16 protein-coding genes and 1 pseudogene are annotated in these 15,232 nt (G+C 70.6%); 9 read left to right on the forward strand and 8 right to left on the reverse strand.

From position 1 onward, the window contains the following. Nucleotides 1–8: 8 nt before the first annotated feature. The 6 genes from GEV10_04065 to GEV10_04090 all read left to right on the forward strand — a co-directional run bounded on the left by GEV10_04065 (nucleotide 9) and on the right by GEV10_04090 (nucleotide 6,343). Entirely contained in the window at nucleotides 9–1,031 is a 1,023-nt protein-coding gene (locus GEV10_04065) for a hypothetical protein (protein ID MQA77652.1), read from the forward strand. 33 nt (nucleotides 1,032–1,064) lie between these two features. After that, nucleotides 1,065–2,585 carry a tricarboxylic transporter gene (locus GEV10_04070; GenBank protein MQA77653.1) on the forward strand — a complete coding sequence of 507 codons (1,521 nt, stop codon included), beginning with the start codon at nucleotides 1,065–1,067 and terminating at the stop codon, nucleotides 2,583–2,585. A 28-nt stretch (nucleotides 2,586–2,613) separates the two neighbouring features. Then, nucleotides 2,614–3,174: a hypothetical protein gene (locus GEV10_04075; protein MQA77654.1), complete on the forward strand. Its 561-nt coding sequence runs from the start codon at nucleotides 2,614–2,616 to the stop codon at nucleotides 3,172–3,174. Beyond that, nucleotides 3,171–3,881 carry an isochorismatase family protein gene (locus tag GEV10_04080; protein ID MQA77655.1) on the forward strand — a complete coding sequence of 237 codons (711 nt, stop codon included), beginning with the start codon at nucleotides 3,171–3,173 and terminating at the stop codon, nucleotides 3,879–3,881. Before GEV10_04075 ends, GEV10_04080 begins: the two co-directional genes overlap by 4 nt. Before the next feature lie 103 nt (nucleotides 3,882–3,984). Next, nucleotides 3,985–5,610 (forward strand): UbiD family decarboxylase, encoded by a 1,626-nt coding sequence (locus GEV10_04085; protein ID MQA77656.1) that lies wholly within the window; start codon nucleotides 3,985–3,987, stop codon nucleotides 5,608–5,610. Then, on the forward strand, nucleotides 5,603–6,343 hold the full coding sequence (locus GEV10_04090) for an isochorismatase family protein (protein ID MQA77657.1): 741 nt from the start codon (nucleotides 5,603–5,605) through the stop codon (nucleotides 6,341–6,343). Before GEV10_04085 ends, GEV10_04090 begins: the two co-directional genes overlap by 8 nt. Before the next feature lie 140 nt (nucleotides 6,344–6,483). Here GEV10_04090 and GEV10_04095 read toward each other — a convergent pair whose 3' ends face one another. The 8 genes and pseudogenes from GEV10_04095 to GEV10_04130 form a co-directional block, all read right to left on the reverse strand. After that, nucleotides 6,484–7,419, reverse strand: a complete 936-nt coding sequence (locus GEV10_04095) for a hypothetical protein (GenBank protein ID MQA77658.1) — start codon at nucleotides 7,417–7,419, stop codon at nucleotides 6,484–6,486. Between the two features lie 241 nt (nucleotides 7,420–7,660). Next, entirely contained in the window at nucleotides 7,661–8,887 is a 1,227-nt protein-coding gene (locus GEV10_04100; protein MQA77659.1) for a HAMP domain-containing protein, read from the reverse strand. Beyond that, on the reverse strand, nucleotides 8,887–9,579 hold the full coding sequence (locus GEV10_04105) for a response regulator (protein ID MQA77660.1): 693 nt from the start codon (nucleotides 9,577–9,579) through the stop codon (nucleotides 8,887–8,889). Before GEV10_04105 ends, GEV10_04100 begins: the two co-directional genes overlap by 1 nt. A gap of 11 nt (nucleotides 9,580–9,590) precedes the next feature. Further along, a complete protein-coding gene (locus GEV10_04110) occupies nucleotides 9,591–10,487 on the reverse strand; it encodes a trypsin-like serine protease (protein MQA77661.1) in 897 nt (298 codons plus the stop codon). A gap of 84 nt (nucleotides 10,488–10,571) precedes the next feature. Further along, nucleotides 10,572–11,499 (reverse strand): annotated as a pseudogene (locus tag GEV10_04115) (VWA domain-containing protein). Then, nucleotides 11,496–12,476 carry a DUF58 domain-containing protein gene (locus tag GEV10_04120; GenBank protein ID MQA77662.1) on the reverse strand — a complete coding sequence of 327 codons (981 nt, stop codon included), beginning with the start codon at nucleotides 12,474–12,476 and terminating at the stop codon, nucleotides 11,496–11,498. Before GEV10_04120 ends, GEV10_04115 begins: the two are co-directional and overlap by 4 nt. Beyond that, the gene (locus tag GEV10_04125) at nucleotides 12,436–13,500 is read right to left on the reverse strand and encodes an AAA domain-containing protein (GenBank protein ID MQA77663.1); all 1,065 of its coding nucleotides are present in this window, start codon (nucleotides 13,498–13,500) and stop codon (nucleotides 12,436–12,438) included. The genes GEV10_04120 and GEV10_04125 overlap by 41 nt, the downstream gene beginning before the upstream one ends. Next, the gene (locus GEV10_04130) at nucleotides 13,497–13,727 is read right to left on the reverse strand and encodes a hypothetical protein (protein MQA77664.1); all 231 of its coding nucleotides are present in this window, start codon (nucleotides 13,725–13,727) and stop codon (nucleotides 13,497–13,499) included. Before GEV10_04130 ends, GEV10_04125 begins: the two co-directional genes overlap by 4 nt. A gap of 230 nt (nucleotides 13,728–13,957) precedes the next feature. Between GEV10_04130 and GEV10_04135 the strand changes: the two genes are divergently transcribed. From GEV10_04135 to GEV10_04145, 3 genes are read left to right on the forward strand one after another with little or no spacing between them, the layout of a single operon-like run. Continuing rightward, nucleotides 13,958–14,323: a Rieske 2Fe-2S domain-containing protein gene (locus tag GEV10_04135; GenBank protein ID MQA77665.1), complete on the forward strand. Its 366-nt coding sequence runs from the start codon at nucleotides 13,958–13,960 to the stop codon at nucleotides 14,321–14,323. Then, nucleotides 14,316–14,615 (forward strand): hypothetical protein, encoded by a 300-nt coding sequence (locus tag GEV10_04140; protein MQA77666.1) that lies wholly within the window; start codon nucleotides 14,316–14,318, stop codon nucleotides 14,613–14,615. Before GEV10_04135 ends, GEV10_04140 begins: the two co-directional genes overlap by 8 nt. Nucleotides 14,616–14,648: 33 nt before the next feature. Next, entirely contained in the window at nucleotides 14,649–15,218 is a 570-nt protein-coding gene (locus tag GEV10_04145) for a hypothetical protein (protein MQA77667.1), read from the forward strand. Nucleotides 15,219–15,232 lie beyond the last annotated feature (14 nt).

Genomic DNA, 15,232 nt, shown 5'->3' on the forward strand with positions numbered 1-15,232 from the left:
AGAGAGGAATGACCATGTCCCACCCGACACGCGTCACGCGCTTGGGGGCAGGTGCCGCACTCGCGGCCCTCGTACTCGTCTCGGCCGGCTGTGGCGGCGGCGGCTCCGCGCAGGAGATGAGCAAGGAGGACTGCGCGAAGTACCCGGAGAAGGACGTCACGATGATCATCGGCCGCTCGCCCGGCGGCGGCCACGACGAGTACGGCCGGTTCCTCGTCCCGCTGCTGAAGAAGGAGCTCGGCGGCAACGTCATCGTGAAGAACGTCGACGGCGCGGGTGGCCGGGTGGCGGCGAGCCAGGTCTACGAGGGCGAGCCCGACGGGTACACCATTCACCTGGTCGAGCCCAACGGACTCGCCGCGCTGCAGGCCGTCGAGGACGTCGAGTACGACCTGGCCAAGTTCACCCAGCTGGGCGTCGTGAACGACCGGCCGAGCACGTTCGCCGTCCCGGCCGGGTCGAAGTACAAGACGTTCGACGACCTCGTCGAGGCGAGCAAGAAGAAGCCGCTGAAGTTCGCCACGTCCGGGCTCACCAGCCCCAACTTCGTCAACGGCGTCATCGCGGCGAAGGAGGCCGGGCTGAAGTTCACCCCGGTCCCGCACGAGGGCAGCGCCGAGGCGATCACCTCGATGGTGCGTGGAGACACCGACTTCACCGTCTTCTCCGGTGACTCGATCGCGGAGGCCGTCGACGCCGGCGACGCGAAGGCCCTCGTGCAGTTCGGAGAAGAGCCGCTTGACCTGCTCGGCGACACCCCGATGGCGGAGGACGTGGGTCTCGGCGACCTCGCCGGTGTGCTCACCACGAACCTGATGCTCGTCGCGCCCCCGGCACTGCCGTCGTGCCTGAAGAAGACGCTGACCGACGCGGTGCAGACGACGCTCAACGGCGACGAGTTCAAGGCGTTCGGCGAGAAGGGCCGCATCGTGTCGCCGGGTACGCCGGAGGACGCGCAGCAGCTCATCAAGGAGTCGGTCGCGACCTACGAGAAGTACGCCGACGTCTACCGGAAGTACCTGACCAGCTGACGTGACGTCACCGACGACGAAGGGAGGTAGGGGATGCTCGAGGGATTCCTGAGTGCGCTCGACACGCTCGTCTCGTGGCCCAACATCCTGCTACCCCTGTTGGGCACCGTGATCGGGCTGGTCGTCGGCGCGATGCCCGGTCTCGGTGCCGCCGCGGGCATCGCCCTGGTCATCCCGCTCACCTACGCATGGGGACCCGAGCAGGCGTTCCTGCTCATCGCCTCGATCATCGGCGGCACGTCGTACGCCGGCTCGATCACCGCGATCCTCATCAACACCCCGGGAGAGTCGGCGAACGCGGCCACCCTGCTCGACGGCTACCCGATGGCGAAGAAGGGTGAGGCGTCGACGGCGTTGTCGGTGTCGGCGACCGCGTCGGCCGTCGGCGCGGTGTTCGGGCTGATCGTCTTCCTGGCGATCCTGCCGCTGAGCCGCCAGCTCATCCTGAAGTTCTCGTATCCCGAGACCTTCATGATCGCGGTGGTCGGGCTGTTCATCATCGCGCTGATCTCCCGCGGCTCGCTGGTGAAGGGACTCATCGCGGGCGGCCTCGGGTTCGTGCTGTCCTTCGTCGGACGTGACCTGCTCACCGGGGTGAGCAGGTTCACGTTCGGCAGCCTCTTCCTCGACGACGGCCTCGACTTCATCGCCGTGCTCATCGGGCTGTTCGCGCTGAGCGAGGCGATGTCGCTGCTGCTCGAGCCGAACCGACCGCCGGAGGAGCGCAAGCTGGGTGCGCAGGCGCACTGGCGGCAGATCCGCAAGGGTGCGGCCCTGTGCTTCCGGTATCCGCGCATCCTGTTGCAGAGCAGCGTCATCGGCACTGTCTGCGGCGTCATCCCCGGCATCGGCGGCTCGGTCTCCGCGTTCATCGCGTACGCCACCGCGAAGCAGGGTGCCAAGGACCCCGAGAAGTTCGGGACCGGTGACCCGCGCGGGGTCATCGCGACCGAGGCGTCGATCGACGCGAAGGACGGCGGGGCCCTGCTCCCCACCATCGCGCTCGGCGTTCCCGGCAGTGCGGTGTGGGCCGTCGTGCTCGGTGCGTTCCTCATCCACGGGATCGCGCCCGGCAGGGAGATGCTGACCGATCACCTCGACATCGTGTTCCTCATCGTGCTCGGTCTGCTGATCTCCAACATCCTCACCTCGGTCATCGGACTGTCGCTGAGCAGGTTCCTGGCTCCCATCGCACGGATGCCGGCCGTCTACGTGGCGCCGATCGTCTTCGTGGTCAGCCTGGTCGGCGCGTACAGCATCGGCATGCGCCGTGGTGACATCGTGGTCGCGCTGCTGGCCGGAGTCGCCGGCTTCGTCCTGAAGAGGTACGGGTTCAGCCTGGTCCCGGTCGTGATCGGACTCATCCTGGGGAGGCTGGTCGAGCAGTCGTTCGGCCAGACCGCGCTCACGACGGGCCTGAGTGCCTTCCTGACCCGTCCCTTCAGCCTCGGCATCTTCTGTGTCGGCGTGCTCTTGTTCGCGCTGCCGATCGTCCGCCAGAAGCTGGCCAAGCGGCGGAAGGCATCCAGCGAGGACGCGAAGGTGTCGTCATGAGCCTGGAAGTGCGAGGAGGCGGGCGCGCATGAGCGGGCTGGTAGCGCGGGTGGGGAGCAAGGTACCCCGCTGGCTGACCGGAGCCGTCGCGATCGACCTCGTCCTCGTCCTGCTCTTCGCGTATCTCCTCTACGAGACGACACAGCTCAGCGGTGGTGCGCGTCGCTTCCCGCTCGTGACGATCGTGGTCACGCTCGGGTTGGTGGCGATCGATCTCCTGCTGGAACTGTTCCCGCCGCTACGGCGACGAGCCGGCTTCGTCGAACGGGACTATGTCGCGACGTCGTCGGACACCGTCGTCGCGGACCTGGAGTCGGTGCCGGACAACGAGCCGGACAGCGAAGAGGAGACCGCGGGGGATCGGCCGCAGGGTAGGCAGCCGCGTGTCTTCAAGGCGTGGGAAGCCATGGTCTGGCTGCTCCTGCTCGGCTTCGGGATGTTCCTCGTCGGCTACATGATCATGACGCCGGTATTCCTCGCGGCCTTCTTCCTCTGGGCGAGGGCGCCGCTCAAGCCCGCGATCGGCATCACGGTCGGCGTCTCCGGGTTCCTCTACCTCGTCTTCTACCAGTTCCTGGGTTTCACGTGAGCGCGCCGAAGGCGCGACCCTGGGAGGAGTACGTGCCCGCGGCGGAGCTCGAGAGCCTCGCCGCCAACGGGTTCGGCGCCCTCCAGGGCGCGGGAAGCAGTCCGTGCCTGCTCGTCGTCGACGTGGTCATGTCGTTCCTCGGTCCGCGGCCGGGCAGCGACGACCCGCCGTCGGTGATGGGGTGCGGCGACATGGGGTGGGAACGGCTACCGACCATCGTCGGTCTCGTCGACGCGATGCGGGCCGCCGGGGTCCCCGTCGTGTTCACCAAGGGCGATCCCGTCGACAAGGCGTTCTGCGGCGGTTCGGTGAAGCGGACGAGCGACGCCACGCTCGCGCGGGCGGTGCACGAGGCGCCGTTCCCCGCCGAGATCGTGCCGCGTGACGACGAGTACGTGCTGTCCAAGCCGAAGGCGAGCGCGTTCTTCGGCACCCCGCTGCTCCCGTACCTGGTGCGCAGCGGCATCGACTCCCTGGTGCTCGTCGGTACGACGACGTCGGGCTGCGTCCGGGCGACGGCCGTCGACGCGATGTCGAACAACCTCCACGTCGCCGTCGTCGCGGACGCGTGCTTCGACCGCTCGGCCTTCGCGCACGCCGCGAACCTCTTCGACATCTCCATGAAGTACGGCGACGTGATCGCCGCAGACGACGTGAAGACGTGGACGGCGACGCCGGCCCACGCCGCGAGCGAGAGGAACACATGACAGTGCCCCCCGCCGTACTCCGCCGCTCCGCTCCTCGCTCCGCGAGTGCGTGCGTGCGGAATGCGCTACGAACCGCTGCGATGCTCACTTTGGAGGACAACTCATGACGGCCGACCGCACCTACCCCGACCTCCACGAGCACGTACGACGGCTCGAGGAGGCGGGTCGCCTGATCCGGGTGACGCGGCCGATCGACAAGAACACCGAGCTCCACCCGCTCGTCCGCTGGCAGTTCTGCGGCGGCATGCCGGCCGACGACCGCAAGGCGTTCCTCTTCGAGAACGTCGTCGACGGCAAGGGGCGCGCGTACGACATGCCGGTGCTCGTCGGCGCGCTCGCGTCCAACCGGGCGATCTACGCGCAGTCGATGGGGTGCGACCTCGACGACGTCGGCTCCACCTGGGCCAAGGCGATCGCCGAGCCGATCGAGCCGATGCTCGTCGACGACGCGCCCTGCCAGGAGGTCGTGTTCGAGGGCGACGCGTTGAAGAGCAATGGCCTCGACGCCCTGCCCGTGCCCATCTCGACGCCGGGCTGGGACAACGGTCCGTACCTCACGAGCGCGCACTACATCACCCGCGACCCGGACACCGGCGTGCAGAACTCCGGCAACTACCGAGGGCAGATCAAGAGCCCGACCTGCGTCGGGATGAACGCGTCGCACGAGCTCAACCAGGGCATCACCACACACTGGAACAAGGCGCGGGCGAAGGGCGAGCCACTGCCGTGCGCGATCGTCGTCGGCGCGCCCCCGTGCGTCACGCTGACGGCGGTGCAGAAGATCCCGATCGGGGTCGACGAGCACGCGGTGGCGGGCGGTCTGGTCGGCGAGCCGCTGCGGGTCGTCAAGGCCCGCACGGTCGACGTGCTCGTGCCGGCGGATGCCGAGATCGTGATCGAGGGCCTGATCAACACCGAGTTCCTCGAGCCGGAGGCGCCCTTCGGGGAGTCGCACGGTCACGTGAACCTGCAGGAGTACAACGCGTTCATGGAGGTCACCGCCATCACCCGGCGGCGCGAGGCGATCTTCCCGTCGATCCTGAGCCAGGTCACGCCGAGCGAGTCGAGCCTGATCAAGCGGCTGGCGTACGAGGAGCGGTTCACGACGACGCTCAGGGAGATCGGCATCCACGGCCTCAAGCGGGTGTTCCTGCACGAGCCGCTGACGAACATCCGCAAGTTCGTCGTGCTCGTCTTCGAGCGCGGGGCCGAGGAGACCAACGTCTGGCGCGCGCTGTACGCCGCGAGCTCGCTGCAGAACGCCGTCGGCAAGTTCACGATCGCGGTCGACGACGACATCGACCCCGACAGCACCGACGCGCTGCTCTGGGCGCTCGCGTACCGGATGGACCCGCGCCGCGACATGCAGGTCGTCGAGCACCGGTCGTGGGGTCACGGGCCGGCGGGACCGATGGACGACGGCCAGGATGCGGCGATCCTGATGGACGCGACGCTGAAGCGCCCGTACCCGCCGATCTCGCTGCCGAAGCGCGAGTACATGGAGCACGCGCGCGGGATCTGGGAGGAGCTCGGCCTGCCGGCGCTGGAACCGAAGGCGCCGTGGTTCGGCTACTCGCTGGGGGACTGGAGCGACGAGTTCGAGCAGGAGGCGAAGCTCGCGGTGAGCGGTGACTTCTGGCAGACGGCGGAGAAGAACGCCGCGCGGCGACGTTCCGACGTGCCGATGAACGCACCGGTGCGAAAGTTCGAGGAGAACGACCATGCCTGAGTGGGACAGGTTCCTGACACCACGCGACCGCGAGGTCTTCGGTGGCTCCGGGTACGGGAAGAAGGCGGGGCTCGGTGAGCGTCCCGTCGTGCTGGTCGTCGACGTGACGTACGCCTTCTGCGGCGACCGTGCCGAGCCGATCCTCGAGTCGATCAAACGCTGGCGCAACAGCTGCGGCGCCGAGGCGTGGGACTCCGTCGAGAAGATCCGCACCCTCGTCGACAAGGCGCACGGCCACGCGATCCCGGTGATCTACACGACCGGCATGGACTACCGTCCCGACCGGTTCGACGCCGGCCGGTGGAGCGACAAGAACGCCCGCGCGGCCGAGGTGCCCGCGGTCGAGGCGTCGGGCGTGCGCGCCAACGACGTCGTCGAGCCGATCGCCCCGGAGGAGCGCGACCTGCTCATCCCCAAGGCGAAGCCGAGCGCGTTCTTCGGCACCCTGCTGCAGGCACACCTGACGGCGCTCAACGCGGACTCGCTGATCGTCTGTGGCACGACCACGAGCGGCTGCGTCCGCGCGACGGTCGTCGACGCGTTCTCGCACAACTACCACGTCTCGATCGTCGAGGAGTGCACCTTCGACCGCGGCGAGGCGTCGCACCACATGACATTGTTCGACATGCACCAGAAGTACGCCGACGTCGTGTCCCTGGACGAGACGGTCGCGTACCTCGACACCCTCCCGAACGACCTCTTCACGAGCCGGATGCCCATCCTGGCCGAGTAACCCCGCGGCGGCGGGTGCGGCAGTTCCCCGGTCGTGGCCCTCCCCCCCCGTGAGGGTGCCCCTCACCGTGTGGCCCGCCCCGTGAGGGGCACCCTCACCGTGTTCTGGTGCGGTGAGGGTGCCCCTCACGGGTGGCGTGTTCACGGCACCCGGACGCGAACGCGCGGCGCAGGGTGGGTGCGGCCTAGGCGATAGGCGGCCTCGACCTCCGGGCCGAGCCGTGACCAGTCGGTGTGGATCCGGTGCGGTGACGCGTGCATGGTGGTGACGCCGTGCGCAGCCAGCAGGGCATGCCTGCGCTGGGTGTGCTCCCACCCGGCCATGTCGCCGTGGTGCCGGCGGGAGTCGACCTCGAACGCGAGTGCAGCCTCTTCCCAGTAGGCATCCGGTCGCGCCAGGAGATCGCCGTTGCCGTCGAGCAGGTCGACGTTGAACCGTGGCGGTGGGATGGCCAGGGCCAGCAGTCGCCGACGCGCCTCCGCCTCGGCGACCGAGCGCACGCCGTGGCCGTACTCCTCCAACACGGACCGCAGCAGGGCGCTTCCCTTGCGGGGTCCGTCGTCGAGCTCCGAGAAGAGTGCGCCGACGGAGACCTGGGCGGAGCGCAGGCACCCGGTGACGAGTGCCCTGACGGTGACGAGATCACGCGTGAGTCGGCACGCGTCGGCCAGCGCGCGCACGGGCTCGGCGACGTCGAGACCATTGCGCTCGCGCGTGCGTGGCAGGCGACGGGTACGCACCGCGACGACACCGGGCAGCGAACGCCGACGCCGGTCGTGGGGGAGCAGGACCGGCGTCGGACCGGACGGGGCCGGCGCGAGATCGGCGAGCACCAGCGCGGGAACGCCGGTCAGGGCCGCGCCCTCGCCGCCGTAGGCGAGGGCGGCGTGCCACCGGTGGAGGTCGGTGAGCGGTCCGGTGAAGGTGGCGTACACGCCGGGAAGCAGGCGCCGCCACGGGCCGCCGTGCCGCAGCCGCCAGTCGACGGCCTGGGCGGTCATGCCGGCGGCGAGAGCCTGGCCTCGGGTGATGATGCCGTGCTTGGCGATGACGAGTGTGTCGAGTTCGATGCTCATGCCCAGGTAGTCGGCAGCTGCCGAGTACGTCCGCACCCCCGCGCCCGGATATGTGGACGGCTGAGCGCGCGGCCGGAACCCGTGAGGGGCACCCTCACCGTGTCAGGGCGGGGTGAGGGCGCCCCTCACGGGTTGGGTTGCGCGGTGAGGGTGCCCCTCACGGGTGGTGTGCACGGTGAGGGTGCCCCTCACGGGTCGGGTTGCGCGGTGAGGGTGCCCCTCACGGGCTTCGCGGACCGGCTTACCGATCCGCGGGCAGGGGGTTGACGTCCGGGGGGTGGGGTGGGGGCTGGCCGTCGGGGGTGGGGAGCCAGAGCACGAACGTGCTGCCGACGTCCGGCACCGAGAACAGGCGGACGTGGCCGGCGTGCGCCTCGACGATCTGGCGGACGATCGCGAGGCCGAGGCCGGCGCCACGGCTGCCCGTGCGCCTGCCCTCCTGCGCGCGCCAGAAGCGGTCGAAGACGCGGGTCTGGTCGTCGGGGGAGATGCCGGGGCCGGCGTCGCGGACGGCGATCCACAGCCACGGTTCCGCGCGGCCCGCGGCGACGGTGATCGCGGTGCCGGACGTCGCCAGGCTCACCGCGTTCGAGAGCAGGTTGCCCACCGCGCGGCGCAGCGCGTCGTGGTCGCCGATCCGGGTCAGGCCCTGCTCGAGCCGCGAGACGATGGCGAGGTCGCGCTCGGCGGCGAGCGGCTCGAACTCCTCCACCGCCTCCCTGACGACCACGGCGAGGTCGACGTCGGTGTCGTGGAACGCCGGCCCGGAACGGCGCGCCGTGGCGAGGAGGTCCTCGATGAGCTGGGTCATGCGGGTGGTGGCGCGGTCGACGACGAGGGCCGCGCGCCGGCGCTCGTCGTCGGTGGCGTCGGGCGCGGCGAGCACTGTGTCGACGTTCACCCGGATGATCGCCAACGGGCTGCGCAGCTCGTGCGACGCGTCGTCGACGAACTGGCGCTGGGCACGGAACGCGCTGTCGAGCCGGTCCAGCATCGAGTCGACGGTGTCGCCGAGGTAGCGCAGCTCGTCCTTCGGGCCGCTCAACCGGATCCGGCGGGACAGGTCGGTAGCCTGGATGTCCTCGGCGGTCCTGGCGATCGCGCGTACGGGTCGCAGGGCGCGTCCGGACAGCGCCCAGCCGATGCCGAGGCTCGCGACGAACAGGACGCCGAGCATGCCGGCCGAGTACTGCCGGAGGTTCTGCATGGTCTCGTAGTTGACGGCCTGCTCCACCTGCTCGACCTTGACGACGTCGACCTGGCCGACGACCTGCTCCTCGCCGTGGGAGTCGCGGAGCACCTTGTCGGCCCGGTACGTCTTGGTGATCGGTTGCGCCTCGGTGCTCTTCGACACGGCCACGTAGACGCCGCCGAGCATCAGCGCGGCGAGCGCGAAGAGGAGCGTCGAGTAGAGCACGGTCAGCCGGAACCGGATCGTGAAGACGAAGCCTGGCAGGGGGAGGCGCATCACGGGCTCTCCTTCAGCCGGTAGCCGCTGCCGACGACGGTCTCGATCGGCGCCTCGCCGTCGGCGGCCGTGAGCTTGCGACGCAACGTGCCCACGGTGACCCGCACCGTGTTGGTGAACGGGTCGGTGTACTCGTCCCAGACGTGCTCGAGGAGCTGCTCGGACGACACGACGTGGCCGGGGCGCCCCATCAGGTACTGCAGCACGGCGAACTCCTTCGGTGTCAGCGAGACGGGCTCGCCCGCCCTGTGCACCTCGCGCCTGGCGGCGTCGAGCCGGAGGTCGCCGACCGTCCAGACGGCCGTGCCACCCGCTGTCTCCCTGCGCAGCAGCGCACGGACCCGCGCGAGCAGCTCGGGGAACGCGAACGGCTTGACGAGGTAGTCGTCCGCGCCCTCGTCGAGCCCGCGGACGCGGTCCTCGAGCCGGTCCCTCGCGGTGAGCATGAGGATGCGCAGGTCGGTCGTCGTGAGCCCGTCGAGCTCTCCGCGACGGATCGACCGGCACAGCTCGAAGCCGTCGCCGAAGGGCAGGTTGAGGTCGAGGAGCAGGAGGTCGTACGCGTTGGCGTAGAGCTTCTCCGACGCCGCACGCGCGTCGAGCGCGACGTCGACCGCATAGCCCGCGCGGACGAGCCCGGCGCGCACCGCCTCGACGAGGTCCTCCTCGTCCTCCACCACGAGTATCCGCATGTCGCCAGTATTCAGCGTGTACGGATGATCCGCTGTGCCACGTCCGCGGCCCGGTCGACGGGGATCGCGAACCCGATGCCGATCGAACCCGATCCGCCGCGGGTCAGCATCGCGGTGTTGACGCCGACGACCTCGCCGCGCGCGTTCACCAGCGGTCCGCCGGAGTTCCCCGGGTTGATCGACGCGTCGGTCTGCACCACGACGGCCTCCTGTCCGCCGCCGAGCGGCACCTCGCGGTCGAGCGCGCTGACGATGCCGCCCGTGACCGTGCCGGCGAGGCCGAGTGGCGAGCCGACCGCGAGCACCGGGTCGCCCACGCGGACGTCGGCGGAGCGGCCGAGGACGATCGGCGCGGGGCTCCTCGACGCGTCGACGGCGAGCACCGCGACGTCGTTGGCCTCGTCCGTGCCCACGACCTCGGCGTCGAGGCGCCGGCGGTCCGACAGCACGACGGTGACGTCGCCGCCGCCGTCCACCACGTGCGCGTTGGTGAGGACGTGGCCGCGCGTGTCGATGACGAAGCCGGAGCCGGTGGCGCGGGAGCGGACGCCTCGCACCTCGACGGAGACGACGGCCGGCTGCACGCGCGCCGCCGTCCCGCTGAGGTCTCCCGTGCCGTTGGCGGGGCCGGCCGACGACTGCGGGAGAGCGGACGACGGGTCCTGCTGGGCGAGCCGGGTGCCGGCGAAGCCCGCCGTGCCACCGGTCAGCGTCGCGACGAGGACGGCGGCAGCGAGCACCCGGCCCAGCCGTCCGCGCGGACGAGGCGTCTCGGTGGACGGAGCCGGCACGGCGGCCGGCGGTGGGGCCGGCCACTGCTCGTCCCGCATCTCGGGCGGCGGGCCGATGCCCGGCGGTGGCGGGACGAAGTCGGGACCGCGCGGGTCACCGAGGCCGAAGCGTGGCATCTGGCCGGTGTATCCGTCGTGCCCGCCTCCTCGCTCGTCAGCTCCTGCACTCATGGCTCGTTCCTCTCGTACGTACGAACGCGGTCAGGGGAGTCGGGAGAACCAGAGGAGCGAGCCGACGGCGGCCGCGCAGGCGAGGACCAGGGCAGCGCCGACGAACCACATCCACACCTCGCGGTCCTCGACGCGGTAGCCGATCGAGCTGCCGATGTCCGCGTAGACGTCGCGGAGCTCGTCGCCGCTCGCGGCCTCGTAGAACTGCCCGCCGGTCGTCTCGGCGAGCCGCTCGAGTGCGGGGCCGTCGACGGGCACCGGCACCTGCCGGCCGTTCTGCTCCATGATCCCCTCGGCCGTGCCGTACGCGATCGTCGACACCGGCACGCCGGCCCCCGCGGCCTCCTGGGCCGCGGCCTCCATCGTGCGTCCCGCGGTGTTGGTGCCGTCGGAGAGGAGCACGACGCGCGCGGGTGGGGTCTCCTCGCCGAACTGGGCGCCGAAGTTCGAGATGGCCTGCAGCGACGTCGCGACGCCCTCGCCGATCGCCGTCCGCGGGCCGAGGGCGAGGTTGCCGATGCCGTCGCGCACTGCCGCACGGTCGGTCGTCGGTGGGACGACGACGGTGGCCTGCCCGGAGAACGAGACGACGCCGACGTTGAAGCGCTCCGGCAGCTCGTCGACGAACGCGGCGGCCGCGGTCTTCGCCGCGTCGAGGCGGTTGGGGTCGACGTCGGTCGCGCGCATCGAGTCGGACACGTCGACGGCGATCATGATGGTGGCCTGCTCACGCGGGACGCGTACCTCGGCGGTCGGCTGGGCGAACCCGGTGATGGCCATGCCGAGCATCAGCATGAACGCACCCGCGGGCACGTGCCGGCGCGACCTTCTCCAGCAGCGACAGGTTGGTGAAGCGGACCGCGAACCTCGTACGCCGGCGCTGGAGCACGACGTAGGTGGCGGCGAGCGCGAGCAGCGCGGCGAGGAACAGCAGGCGCTCGGGAGCGATGAAGGTCACGACGGGGTCCTTCCCTGTCGGGCGGGAGCGGCGCCGGCGAGCCGGCGCGCGGAGAGGACGTGGCGGGCGATGTCACGGACCCAGTCGCCGTCGGTACGCAGTCGCAGGTGCGCGACTCCGGCTCGGCGGAGGATCCTGGCGACGGTCTCCCGCTGCGCGGTGGCCGCCTGTTCGTAGCGCTCGCGCAGCCGCCTGCTCGCCGTCGGCACGTCCCTGCGGCGACCGGTCTCCGGGTCGACGAGCGTGAGCAGCCCGACGTCGGGGAGCGCGAGCTCCCGCGGGTCGACGACCTCGATCGCGAGCACCTGGTGCCGGTGCTGCAGCAGGCGCAACTGCCTGCCCCACGGCGGTTCCGGGCCGTCCGGGTCGACGCCGTCGAGGAGATCGGACACCACGACGACGAGGCCGCGGCGGCGGGCGGTGCGACGCAGCAGTGCGATCGCCTCGCTGAGCGAGGTGGTGGCCGGAGCGCCAGGCGGCGTGCGCGGGGCCGTCCGCAGCCGGCGGAGCACCGCGAGGAGGTGCGTTCGACCTCCCTCGGGCGGGATGCGGCGCAGGCCGGTCGCGGACAGGATCTGCGCACCGAGCCGGTTGCCGATGCGGTCGGTGAGGAAGCCGACGGCCGCGACGGCGGCGACGGCGAGGTCGCGCTTCTCGACGCGGCCGGTACCGAAGTCCATGCTCGCGGTGGCGTCGACGAGCACCCAGGTGGTGAGCTCGCGGTCGGCGACCAGGTCACGCACGTGCGGGACCGCGGTCCTCGCCGTGAGGTTCCAGTCGATCCGACGCACGTCATCGCCCGGCTGGTACTCGCGGGCGTCGGCCGGCTCGGTGCCGAGCCCGGGCACCAGACCGAGGTGGTCGCCCTGCAGGAGCCCGTCGAGACGCCGGGTGATGGTGAGCTCGAGCCGGCGGAACGACTGCTCCTGGACGAGGTCAGGCAGCGCCGGAGCGTTCATGGATCCCCATCCGGTCATCCTGGGCGTCCTGCGCCGGCGCGACCCGTGGCAACGGGATCGCCTGGACGATCCGCTCGACCACATGGTGCGCCGGCACCTCGTCGGCGACGGCGTCGAACGAGAGCACGAGCCGGTGGGTGATGACGTCACCTGCCAGGTCACGGACGTCCTGCGGCAGCACGTAGTGCCGTCCGCGGACGAGCGCGAGTGCGCGCGCGCCGGCGACGAGCCCCAGCGTCGCGCGCGGGCTCGCGCCGTACGCGAGCAGCGGCGCGAGATCGGGGATGCCGTGGGCGGCCGGGTCGCGCGTGGCGGCGACCAGCCGTACCGCGTAGCGCGCGACGGCGTCGTGGACGAACACGTCGCTCGCCGCACCCTGCAGCGCGATGACGGACTCCGGCGTGAGGATCGGCGAGGCCGTGGGCGCACGCACGCTCATCCGGTAGAGGATGGCGAGCTCCTCCTGCTCGGTCGGGTAGTCGACGTCGATCTTCATCAGGAACCTGTCGCGCTGCGCCTCGGGCAGCCGGTAGACCCCCTCGGACTCGATCGGGTTCTGGGTCGCGAGCACGAGGAACGGCGCGGGCAGCGGGTACGTCCGGCCGCCGATGCTGACCTTGTGCTCGGCCATCACCTCGAGCAGGGCCGACTGCACCTTCGCGGGTGCCCGGTTGATCTCGTCGGTGAGCAGCACGTTGGCCATCACCGGTCCCGGCTCGACGTCGAAGCCCTCGGTCGAGGGCCGGTAGATCCGCGTGCCGACGATGTCGGACGGCACGAGGTCGGGGGTGAACTGGATCCGCGCGAACGTCCCGCCGACGACGGTGGCGAGGGTCTCGGCCGCGAGCGTCTTGGCGATACCGGGGACGCCCTCGAGGAGGCAATGCCCCTTCGCGAGCACCGCCACGAGCAGCCGCTCGACCATGCGGTCCTGGCCGACGATCACCCGCTTCACCTCGAACAGGGCGCGCTCGAGCACCGGCCCCTCGGGGGAGGCGGCCGGGCCCCCGAGGGCACCGGCCGCCACGCCTGTCCCGTTCATCGACCGTCCGCTGCCGCGGCCGAACCGCCGCCGCCCTGACCCTGCGGGCAGTCACCGTCGTCGGCGAGCCCGGTGGTGCCGCCACGATCCTCCGAGGCACTCTCGGTGATCCGCAGGATCGGCCCGTCCTCGGCCTGCGCGACCGCCGCGCCCGTCGTGGTGAGCGCCGCGGCCCCGGCGAACACCGTCGCGCCGAGCGTGACCTTGACCCGTCTGCTGAGAGCCATCTGTCGTTCCCTCCGATGGAGACGCCGCCGGTTCGGCGACATCACCATCGGACCAGCCGGAGCAGAAAGCCCGCGTAAACGCTCACCCGGCGGGACAAAGTGTCGACACGCCTTGCCGGACCGTCGGAGGCGCCCGTATCATCCATTACCTGAGTCAATATGTCTTCTACTGAGGACATACAGGCAGGACGGGTCGACCGTTTTCCGGCGCCGGACCGAAGGGGGTTTGGGTGGCCGAGTACCTCGTGGGAACCGTTGCCGAGTTCACCGACGAGGACCGCAAGCTCGTGACCGTCGGGGGGGACGAGATCGTCGTCTTCCGCCACGAGGGTGAGATGTTCGCCCTCAGCAACACCTGCGGTCACATGGGCGGTCCGGTCGGCGAGGGCATGCTGATCAACCGCGTCGAGGGCGTCGTCGACTCCGGCGGCAGGTACCTGGGTGACAGGTTCTCGACCGACACCACGCATCTCGTGTGCCCGTGGCACGGCATGGAGTACGACATCCGCACCGGCGTGTCCCCCGCACATCCGAAGGCACGGCTGAGGAAGTACGCCACCGAGGTCAGGGGCGAGGAGGTGTACGTCCATGTCTGACGCCGTTCCCGATGACGACAGGCTGGCGTCGGTCGAGGGCGTGCTCGACGAGCTGCTCGAGGCCGGCGTCGAGCGCACGCTGCCTGATCCGTTGCTGCAGAAGATGTTCACCCTCGCCGTGCGCCAGTACTCCCGGCGGTACGAGGAGGATCCCGGCCTCGTGCCACTGCTCGGTGAGCACGTCAACGCCACCGACGTCTCGAACTGCTGTCTCGAGATGCTCCGGGTGGTCGACCTCGAGGTGTTCGAGCTGACGTTCTGGGGTGGACGGCTCTCCGCCGACCGCGGGTGAGCCGCGGTCCGTCGACGTGGATGAGGTGGGTAGATGACCGTCAACGGTGCGGGCACTCCGGGGGAGTTCGCCCTCGAGACCCTGAACACCGGTGAGCGGGCGGGGTTCCACACGACCAAGCACCTCGCGCACGCGGCCGCGCAGGCGAAGGAGCGGCGGTACGACGACTTCCTGATCGTCGACGCGGACGCGCACCATTACGAGAACGAGTCCTGGCCGGACATCGTGAAGTACATCGAGGATCCGGTGCTGCGCTTCCGGGCGCAGGGCGGTGGCTACGCGGGCAACGCGAAGGGCACGCCGGCCGCGGTGATGCTGAGCCCGGCACTCGACCAGAGCAACTCCGGTCGCGTGATCCGTTACCCGCGGCGCCGGCTCCGCCTGGGCGTCGGCCGGGCGATCATCGGCATGGTCGTGGCCGAGTTCTTCACCGCGATCACCGGCCTCGGCGCCCTGATCGTGAAGTACGGCAACCAGTTCGACACCGCGTCGATGCTGGTCCCTGTCTTCCTCCTGATGCTGCTCGGCGTCGCGCTCACGGCGCTCATCCGTCGCGCGGAGAGGTGGATCGCCCCCTGGAAGGAAAGCGAGCGGCAACGCTGACCTTGGTCACCGAC

The sequence above is a fragment of the Streptosporangiales bacterium genome (genome assembly GCA_009379955.1).
Classification (GTDB): domain Bacteria; phylum Actinomycetota; class Actinomycetes; order Streptosporangiales; family WHST01; genus WHST01.